Here is an 18,074-nt window from a genome sequence, read left to right as displayed (position 1 = left end):
CCGCCCGGGCACGTCGCCGGCCGCTCAGGCGGCGGGGCGGGCCATGGCGGCGACGAACGCCCGCTCGACGTCGGCGGTGGAGAGGACTCCGTAGATCTCGCCGGTGTCCTCGACGACGAGGTACTCGGTGGCCGGGCTGGCCTTGAGACGGTCCAGCAGGGCCTCGCCCGCGAGTTCGGCGGAGACCCTCATGCCGTCGGTGAGGTCCTGGGCGAGACCGCTGACCGCGACCCAGGGGCGGCGGTGTTCGGGGACCGCGACGATGGCGGTCTCCCGGACGACGGCCGTGGGCTCGCCGGTCCCGTCGACGACGACGAGGGCGCGGGCCCCCGCCTCGTTGGCCCGGCGCAGGGCCTCGGAGAGCGGGGTGCCGGCCTCGACCGGGACGGCGCGCCGGGTGAGGGCGCGGGCCTGCAGGTCGGGGAGGTGTTCGCGGAGCCGGGCCATGCGCAGGCTGTTGCCCGCGCCGGTCCAGATGATGGCGGCGAGGATCGCGGCGAGCAGGGCGTCGGTGACGGTCTCCATGCCGCTGATGTCGCGGTTGCTGCTCCCGAGGGCACCGGTGTGGGTGAGGAGGGGCAGGCCGATGAGGGTGGTGACGGCGAGGGCGCGGCCGACCCAGGCGGCGGCCACGGTGCCGCTCATCGGGCGGCCGGTGATCTTCCACACGACGGCACGGAGCATCCGGCCGCCGTCGAGCGGGAGGCCGGGCAGGAGGTTGAACGCGGCGACGATGAGGTTGGAGATCATCAGTCCGCCGAGCAGCACGCCGGGCACGGTGCCGGCTTCGACGAACTTCATCGGTACGTAGAAGACGCCCGCGAGGACGAGCGAGAGCAGCGGGCCGACGAAGGCGAGGACGAATTCGCGGCCGGGGGTCTCGGACTCCTTCTCGATCTCGGAGACGCCGCCGAAGAACTGGAGCTGGATTCGGCGGACCGGGAGCTTGTAGCGCAGGGCGACGACCGTGTGCGCGAGTTCGTGGACGAGCACGGAGGCGTAGAACGCGATCGCGAAGAAGAGGGCGACCAGGTAGCGCGCCGCGCCGAGGTCGGGCAGCACCCGGTCGAGCTGGCCGCCGAAGACCCAGGTGATCAGGGCTGCCACGACGAACCAGCTGGGTGCCACGTAGACCGGCACTCCGAACGGGCGGCCCATGAGGATGCCGCCGCCCGGCTCTTCCCCGCGTCCCGGTTTGCCCTTGTCGGGGCCGTCGCCGGGGGCCTTGTCCCCTGCGCCGGGCTGCGGCCGCCCGCTGTTGCCGCTCTCGTCCACGAGGTCCCTTCGGTCGGTGCCGTTTCGGCACGATCATGCAGTGTTCGAGGGTCTGTGGTCGATGGTATGCCGATTGGTGTCAGTGGGGGGTCGTAGGGTCTTCGTCATGACCTCTGTACCGCGGCCGCCCCAGCCGCCCTCGTCCCTTTCGCCGTCGCGGGCGAGCGATTTCATGCAGTGCCCCCTGCTGTACCGCTTCCGTGTCATCGACAAGCTGCCGCAGAAGCCCAGCGAGGCGGCTACCCGGGGCACGCTGGTGCATGCGGTCCTGGAGCGCCTCTTCGACAATCCGGCGCCGGAGCGCACGCCGGACCGGGCCACGTCGCTGATCCCCGGCCAGTGGGACCGGCTGCTGGAGTCGAAGCCGGAGCTGGCCGGGCTGTTCGCCGAGGATCCGGAGGGCGAGCGGCTGGCGCGGTGGCTGTCGGAGGCGGAGCGGCTGGTGGAGCGCTGGTTCTCGCTGGAGGATCCGACGCGCCTGGAGCCGGCCGAGCGGGAGATGTTCGTCGAGACGGAGCTGGATTCGGGGCTGCGGCTGCGCGGGGTGATCGACCGGATCGACGTGGCGCCGACGGGCGAGGTCAGGATCGTCGACTACAAGACGGGGAAGGCGCCGCGTCCGGAGTACGCGGAGGGCGCGCTGTTCCAGATGAAGTTCTACGCGCTGGTGATCTGGCGGCTCAAGGGTGTGGTGCCGCGCCGGCTCCAGCTGGTGTACCTGGGCAGCGGCGACGTGATGACGTACGACCCGGTGGTGGCGGACCTGGAGCGGGTGGAGCGCAAGCTGCTGGCGCTGTGGGACGCCATCTCGCTGGCCACGGAGACCGGTGAGTGGCGGCCCCGGCCGACGAAGCTGTGCGGCTGGTGCGACCACCAGGCGCTCTGTCCCGAATTCGGCGGGACTCCCCCGGTGTATCCGCTGACGGTCCGGCCTGCGGATTCGGCGCAGGATGGCCAGGGCAGAATGGATCCGGTCCGGGCTGAGGCCGGCCGGTCTGTGGCCCTTGAAGGACTTTGAGGAGATCCCGTGGCAATCCGCGTCCTACTGGTCGACGACCAACCGCTGCTGCGCACCGGCTTCCGGATGATCCTGGAGGCGGAGGGTGATCTCGCGGTGGTGGGAGAGGCCGGTGACGGCCTCCAGGCGCTCGACCAGGTGCGGGCGCTGCAGCCCGATGTGGTGCTGATGGACATCCGGATGCCGCGGATGGACGGCGTCGAGGCGACGCGTCAGATCACGGGGCCGGGCCGGGACGGTCCGGCGAAGGTGCTCGTGCTGACCACGTTCGATCTCGACGAGTACGTGGTGGAGGCGCTCCGCGCCGGCGCCAGTGGCTTCCTGCTGAAGGACGCCCCGGCCAACGAGCTGGTGCAGGCGATCCGCGTCGTCGCGGGCGGCGAGGCGATGCTGGCCCCGAGCATCACGCGCCGGCTGCTCGACAAGTACGCCGACCATCTGCCGTCCGGCGAGGAGCCGGTGCCGGACACCCTGCACACGCTCACGGACCGCGAGGTGGAGGTCCTGAAGCTGGTGGCGCGCGGTCTGTCGAACGCGGAGATCGCCGCCGACCTGTTCGTCAGCGAGACCACGGTCAAGACGCATGTGGGCCATGTGCTGACGAAGCTGAGCCTGCGCGACCGGGTGCAGGCCGCGGTGTACGCGTACGAGAGCGGACTGGTGCGCCCCGGCGCCCAGTGACCGTGTGAGGCCGGGGCGCCCGGGGCGGTGTCCGCCCGGTCAGCTGGTGCCGGGACCGAGCTCCCAGAGCTGGAGGTCGGCGGAGGAGTTGACCGCCCACTCGACTCCGGTGAGACCCTCGCGGGAGGCGACGTACTGCTTGCCCTGCCAGACCGGGAGGACGGGAACGTCCTCGGCGACGATGTCCTGGAGCTGCTGGAAGCTCTTGGCGGCGGCGCTGCGGTCGTCGGCGCGGCGGGACTGCGGGATGAGCGTGTTCTGGGCCAGGGCCGACCGGTAGGGCGAGTTGAGAAAGTTGTTCTTGTCGAGGAACGGCGCCGTGTAGTTGTCCGGGTCCGGGAAGTCGGGGAACCAGCCCATGCCGTAGGCGGCGTAGTCGCCGCGCACCTCGGCCGGACGGTACTTCGCCCAGGGGGTGCCCTCGACGGTGATGTCGAACAGCCCGGTGTCGTTGAACTGCTTCTTCAGCGTCTCGAACTCGGCGGCGGTGGCCTCGCCGTAGTGGTCGGTCGTGTAGTGAAGCGTGAACTTCACCGGAGTGTGGATCCCGGCGTCCTTCAGGATCGCGGCGGCCTTGGCGGTGCTGGGCTCGCCGTACTTGTTGAAGAACGAGTTGGTGTGTCCGGTGATGCTGGACGGAATCAGTGAGTAAAGCGGCTCGGCCGTCGTGCCGTAGACGTCGCTCGCGATCTGACCGCGGTCGACGATCTGGGCCATGGCCTGGCGGACCGCCTTGTTCTTCACGGCGGGGTCCTCGGTGTCGAAGCCGAGGTAGCTGATCGCGAGGCCGGGCATCTCGGTCAGTTTGATGTCGTCCTTGGGCTTTTCCAGCATCTGCTGGGCCTGCAGGGGCGACATGGTGCGGGTCATCATGTCGATCTTCTTGTCGTCGAGCGCCTTGCCCATGGCGGTGGCGTCGGGAAAGAGATCGAGTTCGACCTTGTCGTTCATCACCTCGAGATCCCCCTTGTAGCGGGGGTTCTTGGTGAAGACGACTTTCACGACCTGGTCGTTCTTCACTTCGGGCTTCATCGTGTACGGCCCGGAACCGTCGACCTGGAAACCGCTGCGCGGGGAGTCCGCCGGGTATTTGTCCTTCTGGACTATTCCGGCCGGCGGGGTGGCGAGCTTGTACGGGAACGTCGCGTCCGAGGTCCGGAGATGGAATATGACTTCGCGGTCACCCTTGGTCTCGACGGTGTCGATGTTGTTGAGCAGGGCCACGGGTCCGTTGGTGGACTTGATCCGGATGACGCGGTCGATGGAGTACTTGACGTCCTCGGCGGTGACGGCGCTGCCGTCGGCGAACGTGAGGCCCGCGCGCAGCTTGCACCGGTAGCTCTCGTTGGCCGTGTCCGTGAAGATGCAGCTCTCGGCCGCCTCGGGCACCGGCTGGCCGCCGCCGCGGGGGACGTGCATCAAGGTCTGCACCGTCTGCCGCAGCACGTTCCAGACACCCGCCTCGTAGCCGATGGCGGGGTCGAGAGGTGCGGGAGCGTCCTTCGAGGCGACGAACTGGTCCGTGGTGCCGACAGCGATGGCGCCGCTGCCACCGCTCCCGCCGTCCGACGCGCCGCAGGCGGCGAGTACGGGGGCGAGCAGGCCGACGACGGCCGGCAGCACCAGAGTCTTGCGGTTCATCGTGGACGTTCTCCCTCATGCGGTCATGGAGAAAACGACATTAGTAGGCGTCGTCGGCAATGCCGGACCGGTGCCGCCCGCTGCGTCATCACATGGTCAAGGGAATGAGTGGCGAGACGATTTCCGGTTCCCGGAATGATTCGTACAGGGATTCATCAACCGGGACACTTGGGGGCACGGAACGGGCGGTGCGGCAGATCCCGGGGACTCATCGGCGACCACGCGAGTGACAAAGGTCACGCCGTGGACAGTTTTGCGAATTTGGCATGTCCCCGGCTTATCCACACCTGGACGCGACGTAAAGCGCACGACCGCACGCAAGAGTTTTTCCATTCGTTCACAGAAATACTCTCGGTATGCGGATCACCGCATTCCGGTGACCAGCCTCCTGAGAAATGCGAGATCGACTTCTTCGAGCGAGCCGACGACCACCCGGCCGGCCGCCGGCGCGATCGGCGACACCGACGGCACGGCGACCACCCTGCACCCCGCGGCCTCCGCGGCGGCCACGCCGGTCGCGGTGTCCTCGATGACGGCGCAGAGCCGGGGATCGGCCCCGAAGCCGCTCGCGGCGGTGAGATAGGGCTCCGGGTGGGGCTTGGTGCGGGTGACCTCGTCGCCCGCCACGGTGAGCGCGAAGTGATGGCGGCCCACCGAGTCCAGGACCCGGTCGATGATGCGCCGGTGCGAGGCGGAGACGAGCGCGGTGGGAACCTCGTGTCTCGCGAGTTCGGCGAGCAGCCGCGCCGCTCCCGGCATCAGCGGCACACCGTCGGCGATGCGCTTCTCGAAGCGGTCGTTGAGCAGCACGGTCAGTTCGTCGAGGGTGACGTCCGCCCCGGTGACGTCCATGAGGTAACCGGCACTGCGGGTCATCGGACCGCCGACGACGACGTCCTTCCACGCCTCGTCCAGCCGGTGCCCCAGATCGGCGAAGACCGACACCTCGGCGTCCCACCAGAAGCCCTCGGTGTCGACCAGGGTGCCGTCCATGTCGAGAAGGACCGCCTGCAGGGCGCCACCCTCGGCCGTACGGGTCAGGGACGCGGGGATCGTACTCGTCATCCGGCACACCTTCCATGAGGGACGAGAAGGCCGGTCACCTCTCCCGGAGGGAGGGCGACCGGCCTGCACTGGACCGACCAGTGTACGACTCGTGCCGCTACCGTGCGGCGAACGCGGCCTTACCGCGCGTTGAAGTACTTCGCTTCGGGGTGGTGGATGACGATCGCGTCGGTGGACTGCTCGGGGTGGAGCTGGAACTCCTCCGACAGGTGGACCCCGATCCGCTCCGGCTGGAGCAGGTCGGCGATCTTCGCACGGTCCTCCAGGTCCGGGCACGCACCGTAACCGAGGGAGAAGCGGGCGCCGCGGTACTTGAGCGCGAACATGTCCTCGACGTCGGCGGGGTCGTCGCCCGCGAAGCCGAGCTCGGAGCGGACCCGGGCGTGCCAGTACTCGGCGAGGGCCTCGGCGAGCTGGACGGACAGGCCGTGCAGCTCCAGGTAGTCACGGTAGGAGTTGGCTTCGAAGAGCTTGGCGGTCTCGCCGCCGATCTTCGAGCCGACCGTCACGACCTGGAGGCCGATGACATCCGTCTCACCGGACTCCTCCGGGCGGAAGAAGTCCGCGAGGCACAGACGGCGGCCGCGGCGCTGGCGGGGGAAGGTGAAGCGGGTGCGCTCGGAGCCGTCCTCGTGGAGCAGGATCAGGTCGTCGCCCTTGGAGACGCAGGGGTAGTAGCCGTAGACGACGGCGGCTTCCAGGAGGTTCTCGGTGTGGAGCTTGTCGAGCCAGCCGCGCAGGTGCGGGCGGCCCTCGGTCTCGACCAGTTCCTCGTACGTCGGTCCGTCGCCGGCGCGAGCCTGCTTGAGGCCCCACTGGCCCTTGAAGAGGGCGCCCTCGTCGAGCCAGGAGGCGTACTCCTTGAGCTGGATGCCCTTGACGACCCTGCTCCCCCAGAACGGCGGGGTGGGGACCGGGTTGTCGACGGCGACGTCGGAACGCACGCCCTCCTCCGGCTCCTCGACCTCCAGCACGGCCGTCTCACGCTTGGGCACACGGCGCTGCTTGAGCTCGGGGAGGACGGCACCCGGGACGCCGCGCTTGACCCCGATGAGGGCGTCCATCAGGCGCAGCCCCTCGAAGGCGTCACGGGCGTAGCGGACCTCGCCCTCGTAGATCTCGTGCAGGTCCTGCTCCACGTAGGCCCGGGTGAGGGCCGCGCCGCCCAGGATGACCGGGTACTCGGCCGCCAGCTTGCGCTGGTTGAGCTCCTGGAGGTTCTCCTTCATGATCACGGTGGACTTCACCAAGAGGCCCGACATGCCGATGACGTCGGCCTTGTGCTCGTCGGCGGCTTCCAGGATCGCGGAGACGGGCTGCTTGATGCCGATGTTGACGACGTTGTAGCCGTTGTTCGACAGGATGATGTCGACGAGGTTCTTGCCGATGTCGTGGACGTCACCGCGGACGGTGGCCAGGACGATGGTGCCCTTGCCCTCGGCGTCCGACTTCTCCATGTGCGGCTCCAGGTGGGCCACCGCGGACTTCATGACCTCGGCGGACTGGAGCACGAAGGGCAGCTGCATCTGGCCGGAGCCGAAGAGCTCGCCGACGACCTTCATGCCTTCGAGCAGGGTGTCGTTGACGATGTCGAGTGCGGGACGGGTCTGCAGCGCCTCGTCGAGGTCGGCCTCCAGGCCCTTCTTCTCGCCGTCGATGATCCGGCGCTGGAGGCGCTCGTCGAGGGGAAGCGCGAGGAGCTCCTCGGCCTTGCCCTCCTTCATCGACTTCATGTTGACGCCCTCGAAGAGCTCCATGAGCCGCTGCAGGGGGTCGTAGCCGTCGGCCCGGCGGTCGTAGATCAGGTCGTGGGCGACCTTGACCTGCTCCTCCTCCAGGCGAGCGATCGGCAGGATCTTCGAGGCGTGCACGATGGCGGAGTCGAGACCGGCCTTGACGCACTCGTCGAGGAAGACGGAGTTGAGGACGACGCGGGCCGCCGGGTTGAGGCCGAAGGAGATGTTCGACAGGCCCAGGGTCGTCTGGACGTCGGGGTGGCGCTTCTTCAGCTCACGGATCGCCTCGATGGTGGCGATGCCGTCCTTGCGGGACTCCTCCTGCCCGGTGCAGATGGTGAAGGTGAGGCAGTCGATGAGGATGTCCGACTCGTTGATGCCCCAGTTGCCGGTGAGGTCCGCGATGAGCCGCTCGGCGATGGCGACCTTGTGCTCGACGGTGCGGGCCTGGCCCTCCTCGTCGATGGTCAGCGCGATCAGCGCGGAGCCGTGCTCGGCGGCGAGCCGGGTGACCTGGACGAAGCGTGACTCGGGTCCGTCGCCGTCCTCGTAGTTGACCGAGTTGAGCACCGCGCGTCCGCCGAGCATCTCCAGACCGGCCCGCAGCACGGGCAGCTCGGTGGAGTCCAGCACGATCGGCAGGGTGGAGGCCGTGGCGAACCGTCCGGCCAGCTCCTTCATGTCGGCGACACCGTCGCGGCCGACGTAGTCGACGCAGAGGTCGAGCATGTGCGCGCCCTCGCGGATCTGGTCGCGGGCCATCTCCACGCAGTCGTCCCAGCGGGCCTCCAGCATGGCCTCGCGGAACTTCTTGGACCCGTTGGCGTTCGTCCGCTCGCCGATGGCGAGGTACGAGGTGTCCTGGCGGAACGGCACGGTCTGGTAGAGCGAGGCGGCGCCGGGCTCGGGGCGCGGATCGCGGACGGTGGGAGTGAGGGCGCGGGCCCGCTCGACGACCTGGCGCAGATGCTCGGGCGTCGTACCGCAGCAGCCGCCGATCAGGGACAGGCCGTAGTCGGTCACGAAGGTTTCCTGGGCGTCCGCCAGACCCTCCGGGCCGAGCGGGAAGTGCGCGCCGTCCTTGGTCAGCACCGGCAGGCCTGCGTTCGGCATGCACATCAGCGGCGTACGCGAGTGCTGGGCCAGATAACGCAGGTGCTCGCTCATCTCGGCCGGGCCCGTCGAGCAGTTCAGCCCGATCAGGTCGATGCCCAGCGGCTCCAGGGCGGTCAGCGCGGCGCCGATCTCGGAGCCGAGCAGCATGACGCCGGTCGTCTCGAAGGCGAGTGAACAGATCAGCGGTACGTCGATGCCGAGGGCGTCCATCGCCCGGCGCGCGCCGATGAGGCTGGACTTGGTCTGCAGCAGGTCCTGCGTGGTCTCCACGATCAGGGCGTCCGCGCCGCCGGCGAGCAGGCCCTCGGCGTTCCGCTGGTAGCCGTCCCGCAGCACGTCGTACGCGATGTGGCCGAGCGAGGGCAGCTTGGTGCCGGGACCCACGGAGCCGAGGACCCACCGCTGGCGGCCGTCCTTCGCGGTGAACTCGTCGGCGACCTCGCGGGCGATGCGGGCGCCCGACTCGGACAGTTCGACGATCCGGTCGGCGATCTCGTACTCGTTCGCCGCCGAGTGGTTCGCGCCGAAGGTGTTCGTCTCCACGCAGTCCACGCCGACCGCGAAGTACTCCTCGTGCACGGAACGCACGATGTCGGGGCGGGTGACGTTCAGGATCTCGTTGCAGCCTTCGAGGTTCTGGAAGTCCTCGAGCGTGGGGTCCTGTGCCTGGAGCATGGTGCCCATGGCACCGTCGGCCACCACCACACGGGTGGCGAGCGCCTCGCGGAGGGCTGCGGATCGGTTCCGGCTGTCAGCGGAAGGGGTCGGCGACGAGGCCATGGATGTACTCCCTGGGATGCGACGGCTGTCGGCTTTGCGTCTTCGGCGGAAGGCGCACCCGGCCAGGGTAGCCGGGCGGCCCCCCGGACCGTCACTCTGTCCCACGAATCGGACCGCATGCTGTTCAGGCGGTCACCCGGAGTGCCGGGGTGCCGCAGAATTTCCTTGCGGTCGAGCATGGGTCGGCATGGGCCGATAGTGTTCAGCATTGTCGAACCACAGTGGAGGAGTACGGCGCGATGGCCAAGAACATCCAGTCGCTCGAGCGGGCGGCCGCGATGCTGCGTCTGCTGGCGGGCGGCGAGCGGCGGCTGGGGCTGTCGGACATCGCCTCCTCCCTGGGCCTGGCCAAGGGCACCGCGCACGGCATCCTCCGCACGCTCCAGCACGAGGGCTTCGTCGAGCAGGACGCGGCGTCCGGCCGCTATCAGCTGGGGGCCGAGCTGCTGCGGCTGGGCAACAGCTATCTGGACGTCCACGAGCTGCGCGCCCGCGCCCTGGTCTGGACGGACGACCTGGCCCGTTCCAGCGGCGAGAGCGCCCACCTCGGCGTCCTGCACCAGCAGGGCGTCCTGATCGTCCACCACGTCTTCCGGCCCGACGACAGCCGCCAGGTCCTGGAGGTCGGGGCCATGCAGCCCCTGCACTCCACAGCCCTGGGCAAGGTCCTTTCGGCCTACGATCCGGTGGCCCACACGGAGGCACTGGAGGCCGAGCGGCAGTCCTTCACGCCCCACACGGTCACCGACCCGGAGGAGTTCGAGTCGATGCTCGACCTGATCCGCGCGCGCGGCTGGGCGGCCGACGTGGAGGAGACCTGGGAGGGGGTGGCCGCGGTGGCCGCCCCGGTCCACGACCGGCGCCGGATGCCGGTGGGAGCGGTGGCCGTGACCGGCGCGGTGGAGCGGGTGTGCGCGGACGGCGAACTGCGGCCCGAGCTGATCGCCGCGGTCCGGGACTGCGCCCGCGCGGTCTCCCGGGATCTGGGCGCCAGGCGCTTCTGAACGCCCTGCGGGACCATCGGTAACGATCGAGTCATAGAACACACACCCCTTGACGCCTGATTCACCTTAGGGAAACACTGCCGTTCATCGGTCGGCATTGTCGAACGACTAACGGAAATACGCGTTAGGGTGTGACAGTGCCAAGGCCGCAACGCCCTCACATGAGGGCGCGGACCACCGGAGGGACCCGGGGTTCGGCTTCCCTGGACGAAGGACAAAGGAGTCGCGGGTGTCCAGCTCCGACATCTTCATCGGCGAGACCATCGGTACCGCCGTACTCATCCTGCTCGGCGCCGGTGTCTGTGCCGCCGTCACGCTCAAGCACTCGAAGGCACAGAACGCCGGCTGGCTCGCCGTCACCTTCGGGTGGGGCTTCGCGGTACTGACCGGCGCCTATCTCGTCGGCGGTGTGTCCGGAGCGCACCTCAACCCGGCCGTCACCCTCGGTCTGGCGATCGAGGGCGGCACCAAGTGGAGCGACGTACCGCTCTACCTCGTCTCCCAGCTGTTCGGCGCGATGATCGGCGCCGTGCTGTGCTGGCTGGTCTACTACGGACAGTTCCGGGCCCATCTCACCGATCCGGAGATCCTGAGCGCCCATACGGGTGAGGAGGGCATGGTCGACAAGGCCGCCGCCCCCAAGGCCGGACCGGTGCTCGGCGTCTTCTCCACGGGTCCCGAGATCCGCAACGCCGTACAGAACGTCGTCACCGAGATCATCGCCACGGTCGTGCTGGTCCTGGCGATCCTCACCCAGGGCCTCAACGACGACGGCAACGGCCTCGGCACGCTCGGCGCACTGATCACCGCGCTGGTGGTCGTCTCCATCGGTCTCTCGCTCGGCGGACCGACGGGCTACGCGATCAACCCGGTTCGCGACCTCGGTCCGCGTATCGTGCACGCGCTGCTTCCGCTGCCGAACAAGGGCGGATCCGACTGGGGATACGCCTGGATCCCGGTCGTCGGACCGCTCGTCGGCGGCGCGATCGCGGGCGGGCTCTACAACCTCGCCTTCGCGTGAGCCACAGGGCCCAGAACCGTCACCCCCAAGACCACTCAGACTTCCGGGAGCACACCGTGACCGACGCACACACCACCGGCACCCACGGCACCGGGCCGTTCATCGCGGCCATCGACCAGGGCACCACCTCCAGCCGCTGCATCGTCTTCGACAAGGACGGCCGGATCGTCTCCGTCGACCAGAAGGAGCACGAGCAGATCTTCCCGAAGCCGGGCTGGGTCGAGCACGACGCGGCCGAGATCTGGGAGAACGTCCAGGAGGTCGTGGCGGGCGCCATCGTCAAGGCGGGCATCACCGCCGCCGACGTGAAGGCGATCGGCATCACCAACCAGCGCGAGACCACCCTGCTCTGGGACAAGCACACCGGTGAGCCCGTCCACAACGCCCTCGTCTGGCAGGACACCCGCACCGACGCGCTCTGCAAGGAGCTCGGCCGCAACGTGGGCCAGGACCGCTTCCGCCGCGAGACCGGGCTGCCGCTCGCCTCGTACTTCGCCGGCCCCAAGGTCCGCTGGCTGCTCGACAACGTCGAGGGGCTGCGCGAGCGCGCCGAGCGCGGCGACATCCTCTTCGGCACCATGGACTCCTGGGTCATCTGGAACCTGACCGGCGGCACCGAGGGCGGCGTCCACGTCACCGACGTCACCAACGCCTCGCGCACGCTGCTGATGAACCTGCACCGCATGGAGTGGGACGACAAGATCCTCTCCTCCATGGACATCCCGGCGGCCCTGCTGCCCGAGATCCGTTCCTCGGCCGAGGTGTACGGCACCACCAAGGGCGGAGTGCTCGACGGTGTGCCGGTCGCCTCCGCGCTGGGTGACCAGCAGGCCGCCCTCTTCGGCCAGACGTGTTTCGCCGAGGGCGAGGCCAAGTCCACGTACGGCACCGGCACCTTCATGCTGCTGAACACCGGCGAGACGCCCGTCAACTCCTACAACGGGCTGCTGACCACGGTCGGCTACCAGATCGGCGACCAGAAGCCGGTCTACGCCCTGGAGGGGTCGATCGCCGTCACCGGTTCGCTGGTGCAGTGGATGCGCGACCAGATGGGCCTGATCCAGTCCGCGGCCGAGATCGAGACCCTGGCCTCCTCGGTCGAGGACAACGGCGGCGCGTACTTCGTGCCGGCCTTCTCGGGCCTGTTCGCCCCGTACTGGCGCCCCGACGCCCGCGGCGTCATCGCCGGTCTCACCCGCTACGTCACCAAGGCGCACATCGCCCGCGCCGTGCTGGAGGCGACCGCCTGGCAGACCCGCGAGATCAGCGACGCCATGACCAAGGACTCCGGCGTCGAGCTGACCGCGCTCAAGGTCGACGGCGGCATGACCTCCAACAACCTGCTGATGCAGACGCTCGCCGACTTCCTGGACGCACCCGTGGTGCGGCCCATGGTCGCCGAGACCACCTGTCTCGGCGCCGCCTACGCCGCCGGCCTGGCCGTCGGCTTCTGGCCCGACACCGACGCGCTGCGCGCCAACTGGCGCCGGGCCGCCGAGTGGACCCCCCGCATGGACGCGGACACCCGCGACCGCGAGTACAAGAGCTGGCTCAAGGCCGTGGAACGGACCATGGGCTGGCTGGACGACGAGGAGTAGACAACATGACCACCCTGCAGAGCGTCCCCGCCCTCGGGACGCACCCGGCCTCCGGCTCCCTTCCGAGCCGTGCCGAGACACGGGAGCAGCTCTCCAAGGCGACGTATGACCTCCTGGTGATCGGTGGCGGCATTCTGGGCATCTCCACCGCCTGGCACGCCGCGCAGTCCGGGCTGCGGGTGGCCCTGGTGGACGCCGGCGACTTCGCCGGCGCCACCTCCTCCGCCTCCTCCAAACTGCTCCACGGCGGTCTGCGCTACCTGCAGACCGGTGCGGTGAAGCTGGTCGCGGAGAACCACTTCGAGCGCCGTGCGGTATCGCGCCAGGTGGCCCCGCACCTGGCCAACCCGCTCACCTTCTACCTCCCCGTCTACAAGGGCGGGCCGCACGGCGCGGCGAAGCTCGGCGCGGGTGTGTTCGCGTACTCGGCGCTCTCCGCCTTCGGTGACGGTGTCGGCCACGTGATCAGTCCGGCGAAGGCGCAGCGCGATGTGCCGGAGCTGCGTACGGACAACCTGAAGGCCGTCGCGGTGTACGGCGACGACCAGATGAACGACGCGCGGATGGCGCTGATGACGGTCCGCGCGGCCGTCGAGTCGGGGGCGACCGTCCTCAACCACGCGGCGGTGACCGGGCTCCGGTTCACCAGGGGCCGGGTGACGGGCGCCGATCTGGAGGACCGTACGGACGGCACGGAGTTCGGCGTCACCGCCCGGCTGGTGCTGAACGCCACCGGCCCGTGGGTCGACCACCTGCGGAAGATGGAGGACCCGAACGCGGCTCCCTCGATACGGCTGTCCAAGGGCGCGCACCTGGTGCTCAGGCGAACCCGCCCGTGGAAGGCGGCGCTGGCCACGCCGATCGACAAGTACCGCATCACGTTCGCCCTGCCGTGGGAGGACATGCTGCTCCTCGGCACGACGGACGAGGAGTACGAGGGCGATCCGGCGGACGTCTCGGTGACCGAGAAGGACACCGCGCAGATCCTGGACGAGGCGGCGTTCTCGATCCGGGACCAGCAGCTGTCCCGCGATCTGATCACGTACTCCTTCGCGGGGCTGCGGGTGCTGCCGGGCGGGCCCGGTGACACCTCCAAGGCCAAGCGCGAGACGGTGGTGACCGAGGGCCGCGGCGGGATGCTGTCGGTCGCGGGCGGCAAGTGGACGACGTTCCGCCACATCGGCCGTACGGTGATGAACAAGCTGGCCGCGCTCCCCGGGCACCCCCTCGCGGAGGACATGGAGCCGATGGCCCGGCTGCCGAGGAAGCTGCCGCTGCCCGGCATCGCCAACCCGAACGCGGTGGCGCACCGGCTGATGGTCGACGGCGGCACGCCCGGTCCGCGGATGTCGGCCGACACCGCGCGGCACCTGGCCACGCACTACGGTTCGCTGTCCTTCGACATCGCCAGGCTGGCCAACGAGAACCCGGCGCTCGCGGAGCGCATCCACCCGGACGCGCCGGAGATCTGGGCGCAGGTCGCCTACGCCCGCGACCACGAGTGGGCCGAGACGGCGGACGACGTGCTGCGGCGCCGGACGACGCTGACGATCCGGGGACTGGCGACGGACGGGATCCGCGCCGGTGTCGAGTCGGTGCTGGGCGACCGCGACAGCTGACGCCTGCGGACGGGGGCGGCATCCGGGGACGCCGCCCCCGTCCGTGTGTGCCGTCTCACCCGGGGCCGTTTCGGACTCCACCGCCCGGAACCGGGCGAAACGGCACGGCGTTGCGGGGCCGGCGGGACGCAGGTGGCCCGCAGGGGCGCATCGGCCGTCTCCAGGGACGCATAATGGGGCGATACATCGGATGTCTGGAGGTCGCCCATGGCTGTCACTGACGAGGCCATCGAGAAGATCAAGGGAATGATCGTCTCTGGTGCGCTACGGCCCGGCGATCGTCTCCCCAAGGAGAGCGAACTCGCCGCGGAGCTCGGCCTGTCCCGCAACTCGCTGCGGGAAGCGGTGCGCGCGCTGTCGCTGATCCGCATTCTCGATGTGCGCCAGGGCGACGGCACGTACGTCACGAGTCTCGACCCCCAGCTGCTGCTGGAGGCCCTGAGCTTCGTGGTGGACTTCCACCGCGACGACACGGTGCTGGAGTTCCTGGCGGTCCGCCGGATCCTGGAGCCGGCCGCGACCGCGATGGCGGCGCGCCACATCAGCGAGGAACAGCTGGACGCACTGAGCGCCCAGCTGGACGCGCTGGGCGAGCACCCCTCGGTCGAGGAGCTGGTGGCCTGCGATCTGGAGTTCCACCGCGGCATCGTGCAGTCGTCCGGCAACTCGGTGCTGTGCTCGCTGCTCGACGGTCTCTCGGGGCCGACGACGCGGGCGCGGGTCTGGCGCGGTCTGACCCAGGAGGACGCGGTGAGCCGCACGCTCCACGAGCACCGGGCGATCGTCTCGGCGCTGCGGGACCGCGACGCGGAGGCCGCACGGGCCTGGGCCACGGTCCATGTCGCGAGCGTGGAGCAGTGGCTGCGCTCGACGCTGTAACCCCCGGACCCGGTTCACCCACGCCGGACGGGCTGCTACGGCCCGTCCGGCGTGGGTGAACCACGGGGTTCAGTCCTGCTTCTCGCCGCTCGCGAAGCGGGAGATGACCAGGGCGACGATGATGATGGCGCCGTTGAGGAACTGGTTCCACAGCGCCGGTACGCCGCCGAGCGTCATCACGTTGACCACGAGTTGCAGCGTCAGTACGCCGGTCAGCGCACCGAACAGCGTGCCGCGGCCGCCCTTGAGGCTGATGCCGCCGATCACGGCGGCGGCGAACACCTGGAAGATCCAGCCGTTGCCCTGGGTCGCGGCGACCGCCCCGTAGTGCCCGGTGTAGAGGATGCCCGCGAAGGCGGCCAGCAGGCCGCCGATGGCGAGCACGATCCAGGTGACCCGGTCGACCCGGATGCCCGCGGCGCGTGCCGCTTCCGGGTTGCCGCCGATCGCGTACAGCGAGCGTCCGTGGCGCAGCCAGGCCAGGGCCGCGCCGCCGATCGCGAAGAGGACCAGGCAGATCCAGACGGCTGCCGGAGCACCGAACCACGAGGTCTTGCCGAGGTAGCGGAAGGACTCCGGGACGTCGGTGATGGACTTGCCCTCGGTGATGCCGATGTGGAGCCCGCGCAGCATCGTCAGCATGCCGAGCGTGGCGATGAAGCCGTTGACCCGCAGCTTCAGCATCAGGAAGCCGTTGATGGCGCCGATGGCGAGCCCGACCAGCAGACAGAGCGGGATCGCCGACCAGCTGGGCAGCAGTCCGAGGCCGGCGAAGCGGCCGCCCTCGGCGGGCAGCACCAGCCACATGGCGACGACGGGCGCGATGCCGATCGTCGACTCCAGCGAGAGGTCCATCCGGCCGCAGATGAGGATCAGTGCCTGGCCCAGGACCAGCAGGCTCAGCTCGGAGGACTGCTGGACGACGCTGATCAGGTTGTCGGAGGTGAGGAAGACCGGCGAGACGATGAAGCCGATCAGCATCAGCACCAGGATCACCGGCACCAGGGAGAAGTCGCTCCACCGGATCAGCTTGAGCCGGCTCAGCGGGCTCTCCTCGCCCGCGCCGCCCTTCAGCACCTCGTTGACGTCGTCGGCCGTGGACGGCCGTATCGTGCCGGTCATTCCCTTTCCCCCACACCTTCCATGGCGGCGACGAGTTCCCCGTCGGACCACCCGCTTGCGAATGTTGCAACGACCCGGCCGTGGAACAGGGCGAGGACCCGGTCGCAGACCCGCAGATCGTCCAGCTCGTCCGAGACGACGACTGCGGCGTTGCCCTCGTCGGCGACCCGGCGGACGACCCCGAGCAGCGAGTCCTTGGACTTGACGTCCACGCCCGCGGTGGGCCGGACCGCCACCAGCACGCTGGGCTCGCGGGCCAGCGCGCGGGCGACCACCACCTTCTGCTGGTTGCCGCCGGAGAGACCGGAGACGGGCTGCTCGGGTCCCTGGGTCTTGATGTCCAGCGATGCGATCATGCCCCGGGCGAACTCCCGTGTACGCGAGGGCAGTACGGTCCCCCACGGGCCGAGCTGGTCCGTGACCGTGAGCGTGGCGTTCTCGGCGACGCTGCGCTCCAGGACCAGGCCCTGGTCGTGCCGGTCCTCGGGGATGTAGCCGATCCCGGCGGCCAGGGCGTGCGGCACGCTGCCCGAGCGGACGGCCTGTCCGCGCACCCGGACGGTACCGCCGCCCGCCTTGCGCATGCCCGCGAGCACCTCGCCGAGCGCGGTGTTGCCGCTGGCCGCGGAGCCCGCGAGACCGAGCACCTCACCGGGGCGCACCTGGAGGTCCAGGGGTTCGAACCGGCCCTCCAGGGTGAGCCCTTCGGTACGCAGGACGGGCTCCGCCGACGCATCGGGGGGCGCGGCGGTGCCGGCCGCGTGCCAGGCGGTCGCTCCGGCGGCCTTCTCGCCGGTCATGGCCGCCACCAGCTCCGTCTTCGTGACGTCGGCGACCGGGGCGGTCAGCACATGGCGGGCGTCGCGGTAGACGGTGACCGCCGTGCACAGTTCGTACACCTCCTGCAAGTGGTGGGAGATGAAGAGGAACGCCACTCCCTGGGCCTGCAGTTCCCTGAGCTTGTCGAAGAGCCGGCCGATACCGCGGGCGTCGAGCTGCGCCGTGGGCTCGTCGAGGATGATCAGGCGGGCGCCGAAGGACAGCGCCCGGGCGATCTCGACGAACTGCCGCTGCTCGACCGCGAGATCGCGCGCCCGGGTGTTCGGGTCGACCTGGACGCCGTACTCGGCGAGGAGCTGCTCCGCGCGCTTGCGCAGCCGCCCCCAGCTGATCCAGCGGGCCTGGTCGTCGAACCGGTTGAGGAAGAGGTTCTCGGCGACGGTCAGATCGGGGACGACCATCGACTTCTGGTAGACGCAGGCGACCTTCGACTGCCAGGCCGTGGTGTCCCCGAAGGCGGGCGCGGGCTCCCCGCCGAAGGCGACCGTGCCCGCGTCCGCCTTGTGGAGTCCGGTCAGCACGCTGACCAGCGTCGACTTGCCCGCGCCGTTGCGTCCGACGAGTGCGTGCGACTCACCGGGCCGCACCGTGAGCTTCACCCCGTCGAGCGCCACGGTCGGCCCGAAGCGCTTGACGACGCCTTCCGCCTGTACGGCAGGTGGTGGTCCCTGGTCCATGA

13 protein-coding genes are annotated in these 18,074 nt (G+C 69.7%); 7 read left to right on the top strand and 6 right to left on the bottom strand.

The genetic code is table 11. The features are described from left to right. Window positions 1-24 precede the first annotated feature (24 nt). The gene (locus ACGFZA_RS25645; protein ID WP_393682144.1) at window positions 25-1,275 is read right to left on the bottom strand and encodes a site-2 protease family protein; all 1,251 of its coding nucleotides are present in this window, start codon (window positions 1,273-1,275) and stop codon (window positions 25-27) included. A gap of 172 nt (window positions 1,276-1,447) precedes the next feature. Here ACGFZA_RS25645 and ACGFZA_RS25640 point away from each other — a divergent pair, with 172 nt between their 5' ends. Then, on the top strand, window positions 1,448-2,293 hold the full coding sequence (locus ACGFZA_RS25640; RefSeq protein WP_385286920.1) for a RecB family exonuclease: 846 nt from the start codon (window positions 1,448-1,450) through the stop codon (window positions 2,291-2,293). Between the two features lie 9 nt (window positions 2,294-2,302). Next, complete coding sequence (locus ACGFZA_RS25635) at window positions 2,303-2,974, top strand: response regulator (protein ID WP_385286897.1); 672 nt, start codon at window positions 2,303-2,305, stop codon at window positions 2,972-2,974. Between the two features lie 39 nt (window positions 2,975-3,013). On the opposite strand, the gene ACGFZA_RS25630 is transcribed toward ACGFZA_RS25635, so the two are convergent. The 3 genes from ACGFZA_RS25630 to metH all read right to left on the bottom strand — a co-directional run bounded on the left by ACGFZA_RS25630 (window position 3,014) and on the right by metH (window position 9,312). Beyond that, complete coding sequence (locus ACGFZA_RS25630; RefSeq protein ID WP_385286895.1) at window positions 3,014-4,615, bottom strand: ABC transporter substrate-binding protein; 1,602 nt, start codon at window positions 4,613-4,615, stop codon at window positions 3,014-3,016. A 363-nt stretch (window positions 4,616-4,978) separates the two neighbouring features. Then, window positions 4,979-5,680, bottom strand: a complete 702-nt coding sequence (locus ACGFZA_RS25625) for an HAD family hydrolase (protein WP_385286894.1) — start codon at window positions 5,678-5,680, stop codon at window positions 4,979-4,981. A 119-nt stretch (window positions 5,681-5,799) separates the two neighbouring features. Beyond that, window positions 5,800-9,312, bottom strand: coding sequence for a methionine synthase (gene metH / locus ACGFZA_RS25620; protein ID WP_385286892.1), 3,513 nt, complete (start codon window positions 9,310-9,312; stop codon window positions 5,800-5,802). Between the two features lie 239 nt (window positions 9,313-9,551). On the opposite strand from metH, the gene ACGFZA_RS25615 reads away from it, so the two are divergent. The 5 genes from ACGFZA_RS25615 to ACGFZA_RS25595 all read left to right on the top strand — a co-directional run bounded on the left by ACGFZA_RS25615 (window position 9,552) and on the right by ACGFZA_RS25595 (window position 15,433). Next, on the top strand, window positions 9,552-10,316 hold the full coding sequence (locus ACGFZA_RS25615; RefSeq protein ID WP_385286890.1) for an IclR family transcriptional regulator: 765 nt from the start codon (window positions 9,552-9,554) through the stop codon (window positions 10,314-10,316). A 229-nt stretch (window positions 10,317-10,545) separates the two neighbouring features. Beyond that, window positions 10,546-11,337 carry an MIP/aquaporin family protein gene (locus ACGFZA_RS25610; RefSeq protein ID WP_385286888.1) on the top strand — a complete coding sequence of 264 codons (792 nt, stop codon included), beginning with the start codon at window positions 10,546-10,548 and terminating at the stop codon, window positions 11,335-11,337. A gap of 56 nt (window positions 11,338-11,393) precedes the next feature. After that, entirely contained in the window at window positions 11,394-12,935 is a 1,542-nt protein-coding gene (gene glpK / locus ACGFZA_RS25605; protein WP_385286886.1) for a glycerol kinase GlpK, read from the top strand. Window positions 12,936-12,940: 5 nt separating this feature from the next. Then, a complete protein-coding gene (locus ACGFZA_RS25600; RefSeq protein ID WP_385286884.1) occupies window positions 12,941-14,554 on the top strand; it encodes an FAD-dependent oxidoreductase in 1,614 nt (537 codons plus the stop codon). A gap of 207 nt (window positions 14,555-14,761) precedes the next feature. Further along, window positions 14,762-15,433: a FadR/GntR family transcriptional regulator gene (locus ACGFZA_RS25595; protein ID WP_385286882.1), complete on the top strand. Its 672-nt coding sequence runs from the start codon at window positions 14,762-14,764 to the stop codon at window positions 15,431-15,433. A gap of 69 nt (window positions 15,434-15,502) precedes the next feature. On the opposite strand, the gene ACGFZA_RS25590 is transcribed toward ACGFZA_RS25595, so the two are convergent. Together ACGFZA_RS25590 and ACGFZA_RS25585 are read right to left on the bottom strand one after the other, a co-directional pair. Beyond that, the gene (locus ACGFZA_RS25590) at window positions 15,503-16,555 is read right to left on the bottom strand and encodes an ABC transporter permease (protein ID WP_385286880.1); all 1,053 of its coding nucleotides are present in this window, start codon (window positions 16,553-16,555) and stop codon (window positions 15,503-15,505) included. Continuing rightward, window positions 16,552-18,072 carry a sugar ABC transporter ATP-binding protein gene (locus ACGFZA_RS25585; protein WP_385286878.1) on the bottom strand — a complete coding sequence of 507 codons (1,521 nt, stop codon included), beginning with the start codon at window positions 18,070-18,072 and terminating at the stop codon, window positions 16,552-16,554. The genes ACGFZA_RS25590 and ACGFZA_RS25585 overlap by 4 nt, the downstream gene beginning before the upstream one ends. Window positions 18,073-18,074: the final 2 nt, after the last annotated feature.

Origin of the sequence: Streptomyces sp. NPDC048211 (assembly GCF_043202315.1) — a bacterium.
Taxonomy (GTDB): domain Bacteria; phylum Actinomycetota; class Actinomycetes; order Streptomycetales; family Streptomycetaceae; genus Streptomyces.
This window is presented reverse-complemented; position numbering and strand designations above follow the sequence as displayed.

Coding starts and splice junctions, on each gene's coding strand:
- ACGFZA_RS25615 (WP_385286890.1), top strand. CDS start 9,552: ATGGCCAAGAACATCCAGTCGCTCGAGCGGGCGGCCGCGATGCTGCGT.
- ACGFZA_RS25595 (WP_385286882.1), top strand. CDS start 14,762: ATGGCTGTCACTGACGAGGCCATCGAGAAGATCAAGGGAATGATCGTC.
- metH (WP_385286892.1), bottom strand. CDS start 9,312: ATGGCCTCGTCGCCGACCCCTTCCGCTGACAGCCGGAACCGATCCGCA.
- ACGFZA_RS25630 (WP_385286895.1), bottom strand. CDS start 4,615: ATGAACCGCAAGACTCTGGTGCTGCCGGCCGTCGTCGGCCTGCTCGCC.
- ACGFZA_RS25585 (WP_385286878.1), bottom strand. CDS start 18,072: ATGGACCAGGGACCACCACCTGCCGTACAGGCGGAAGGCGTCGTCAAG.
- ACGFZA_RS25590 (WP_385286880.1), bottom strand. CDS start 16,555: ATGACCGGCACGATACGGCCGTCCACGGCCGACGACGTCAACGAGGTG.
- ACGFZA_RS25625 (WP_385286894.1), bottom strand. CDS start 5,680: ATGACGAGTACGATCCCCGCGTCCCTGACCCGTACGGCCGAGGGTGGC.
- ACGFZA_RS25600 (WP_385286884.1), top strand. CDS start 12,941: ATGACCACCCTGCAGAGCGTCCCCGCCCTCGGGACGCACCCGGCCTCC.
- ACGFZA_RS25640 (WP_385286920.1), top strand. CDS start 1,448: ATGCAGTGCCCCCTGCTGTACCGCTTCCGTGTCATCGACAAGCTGCCG.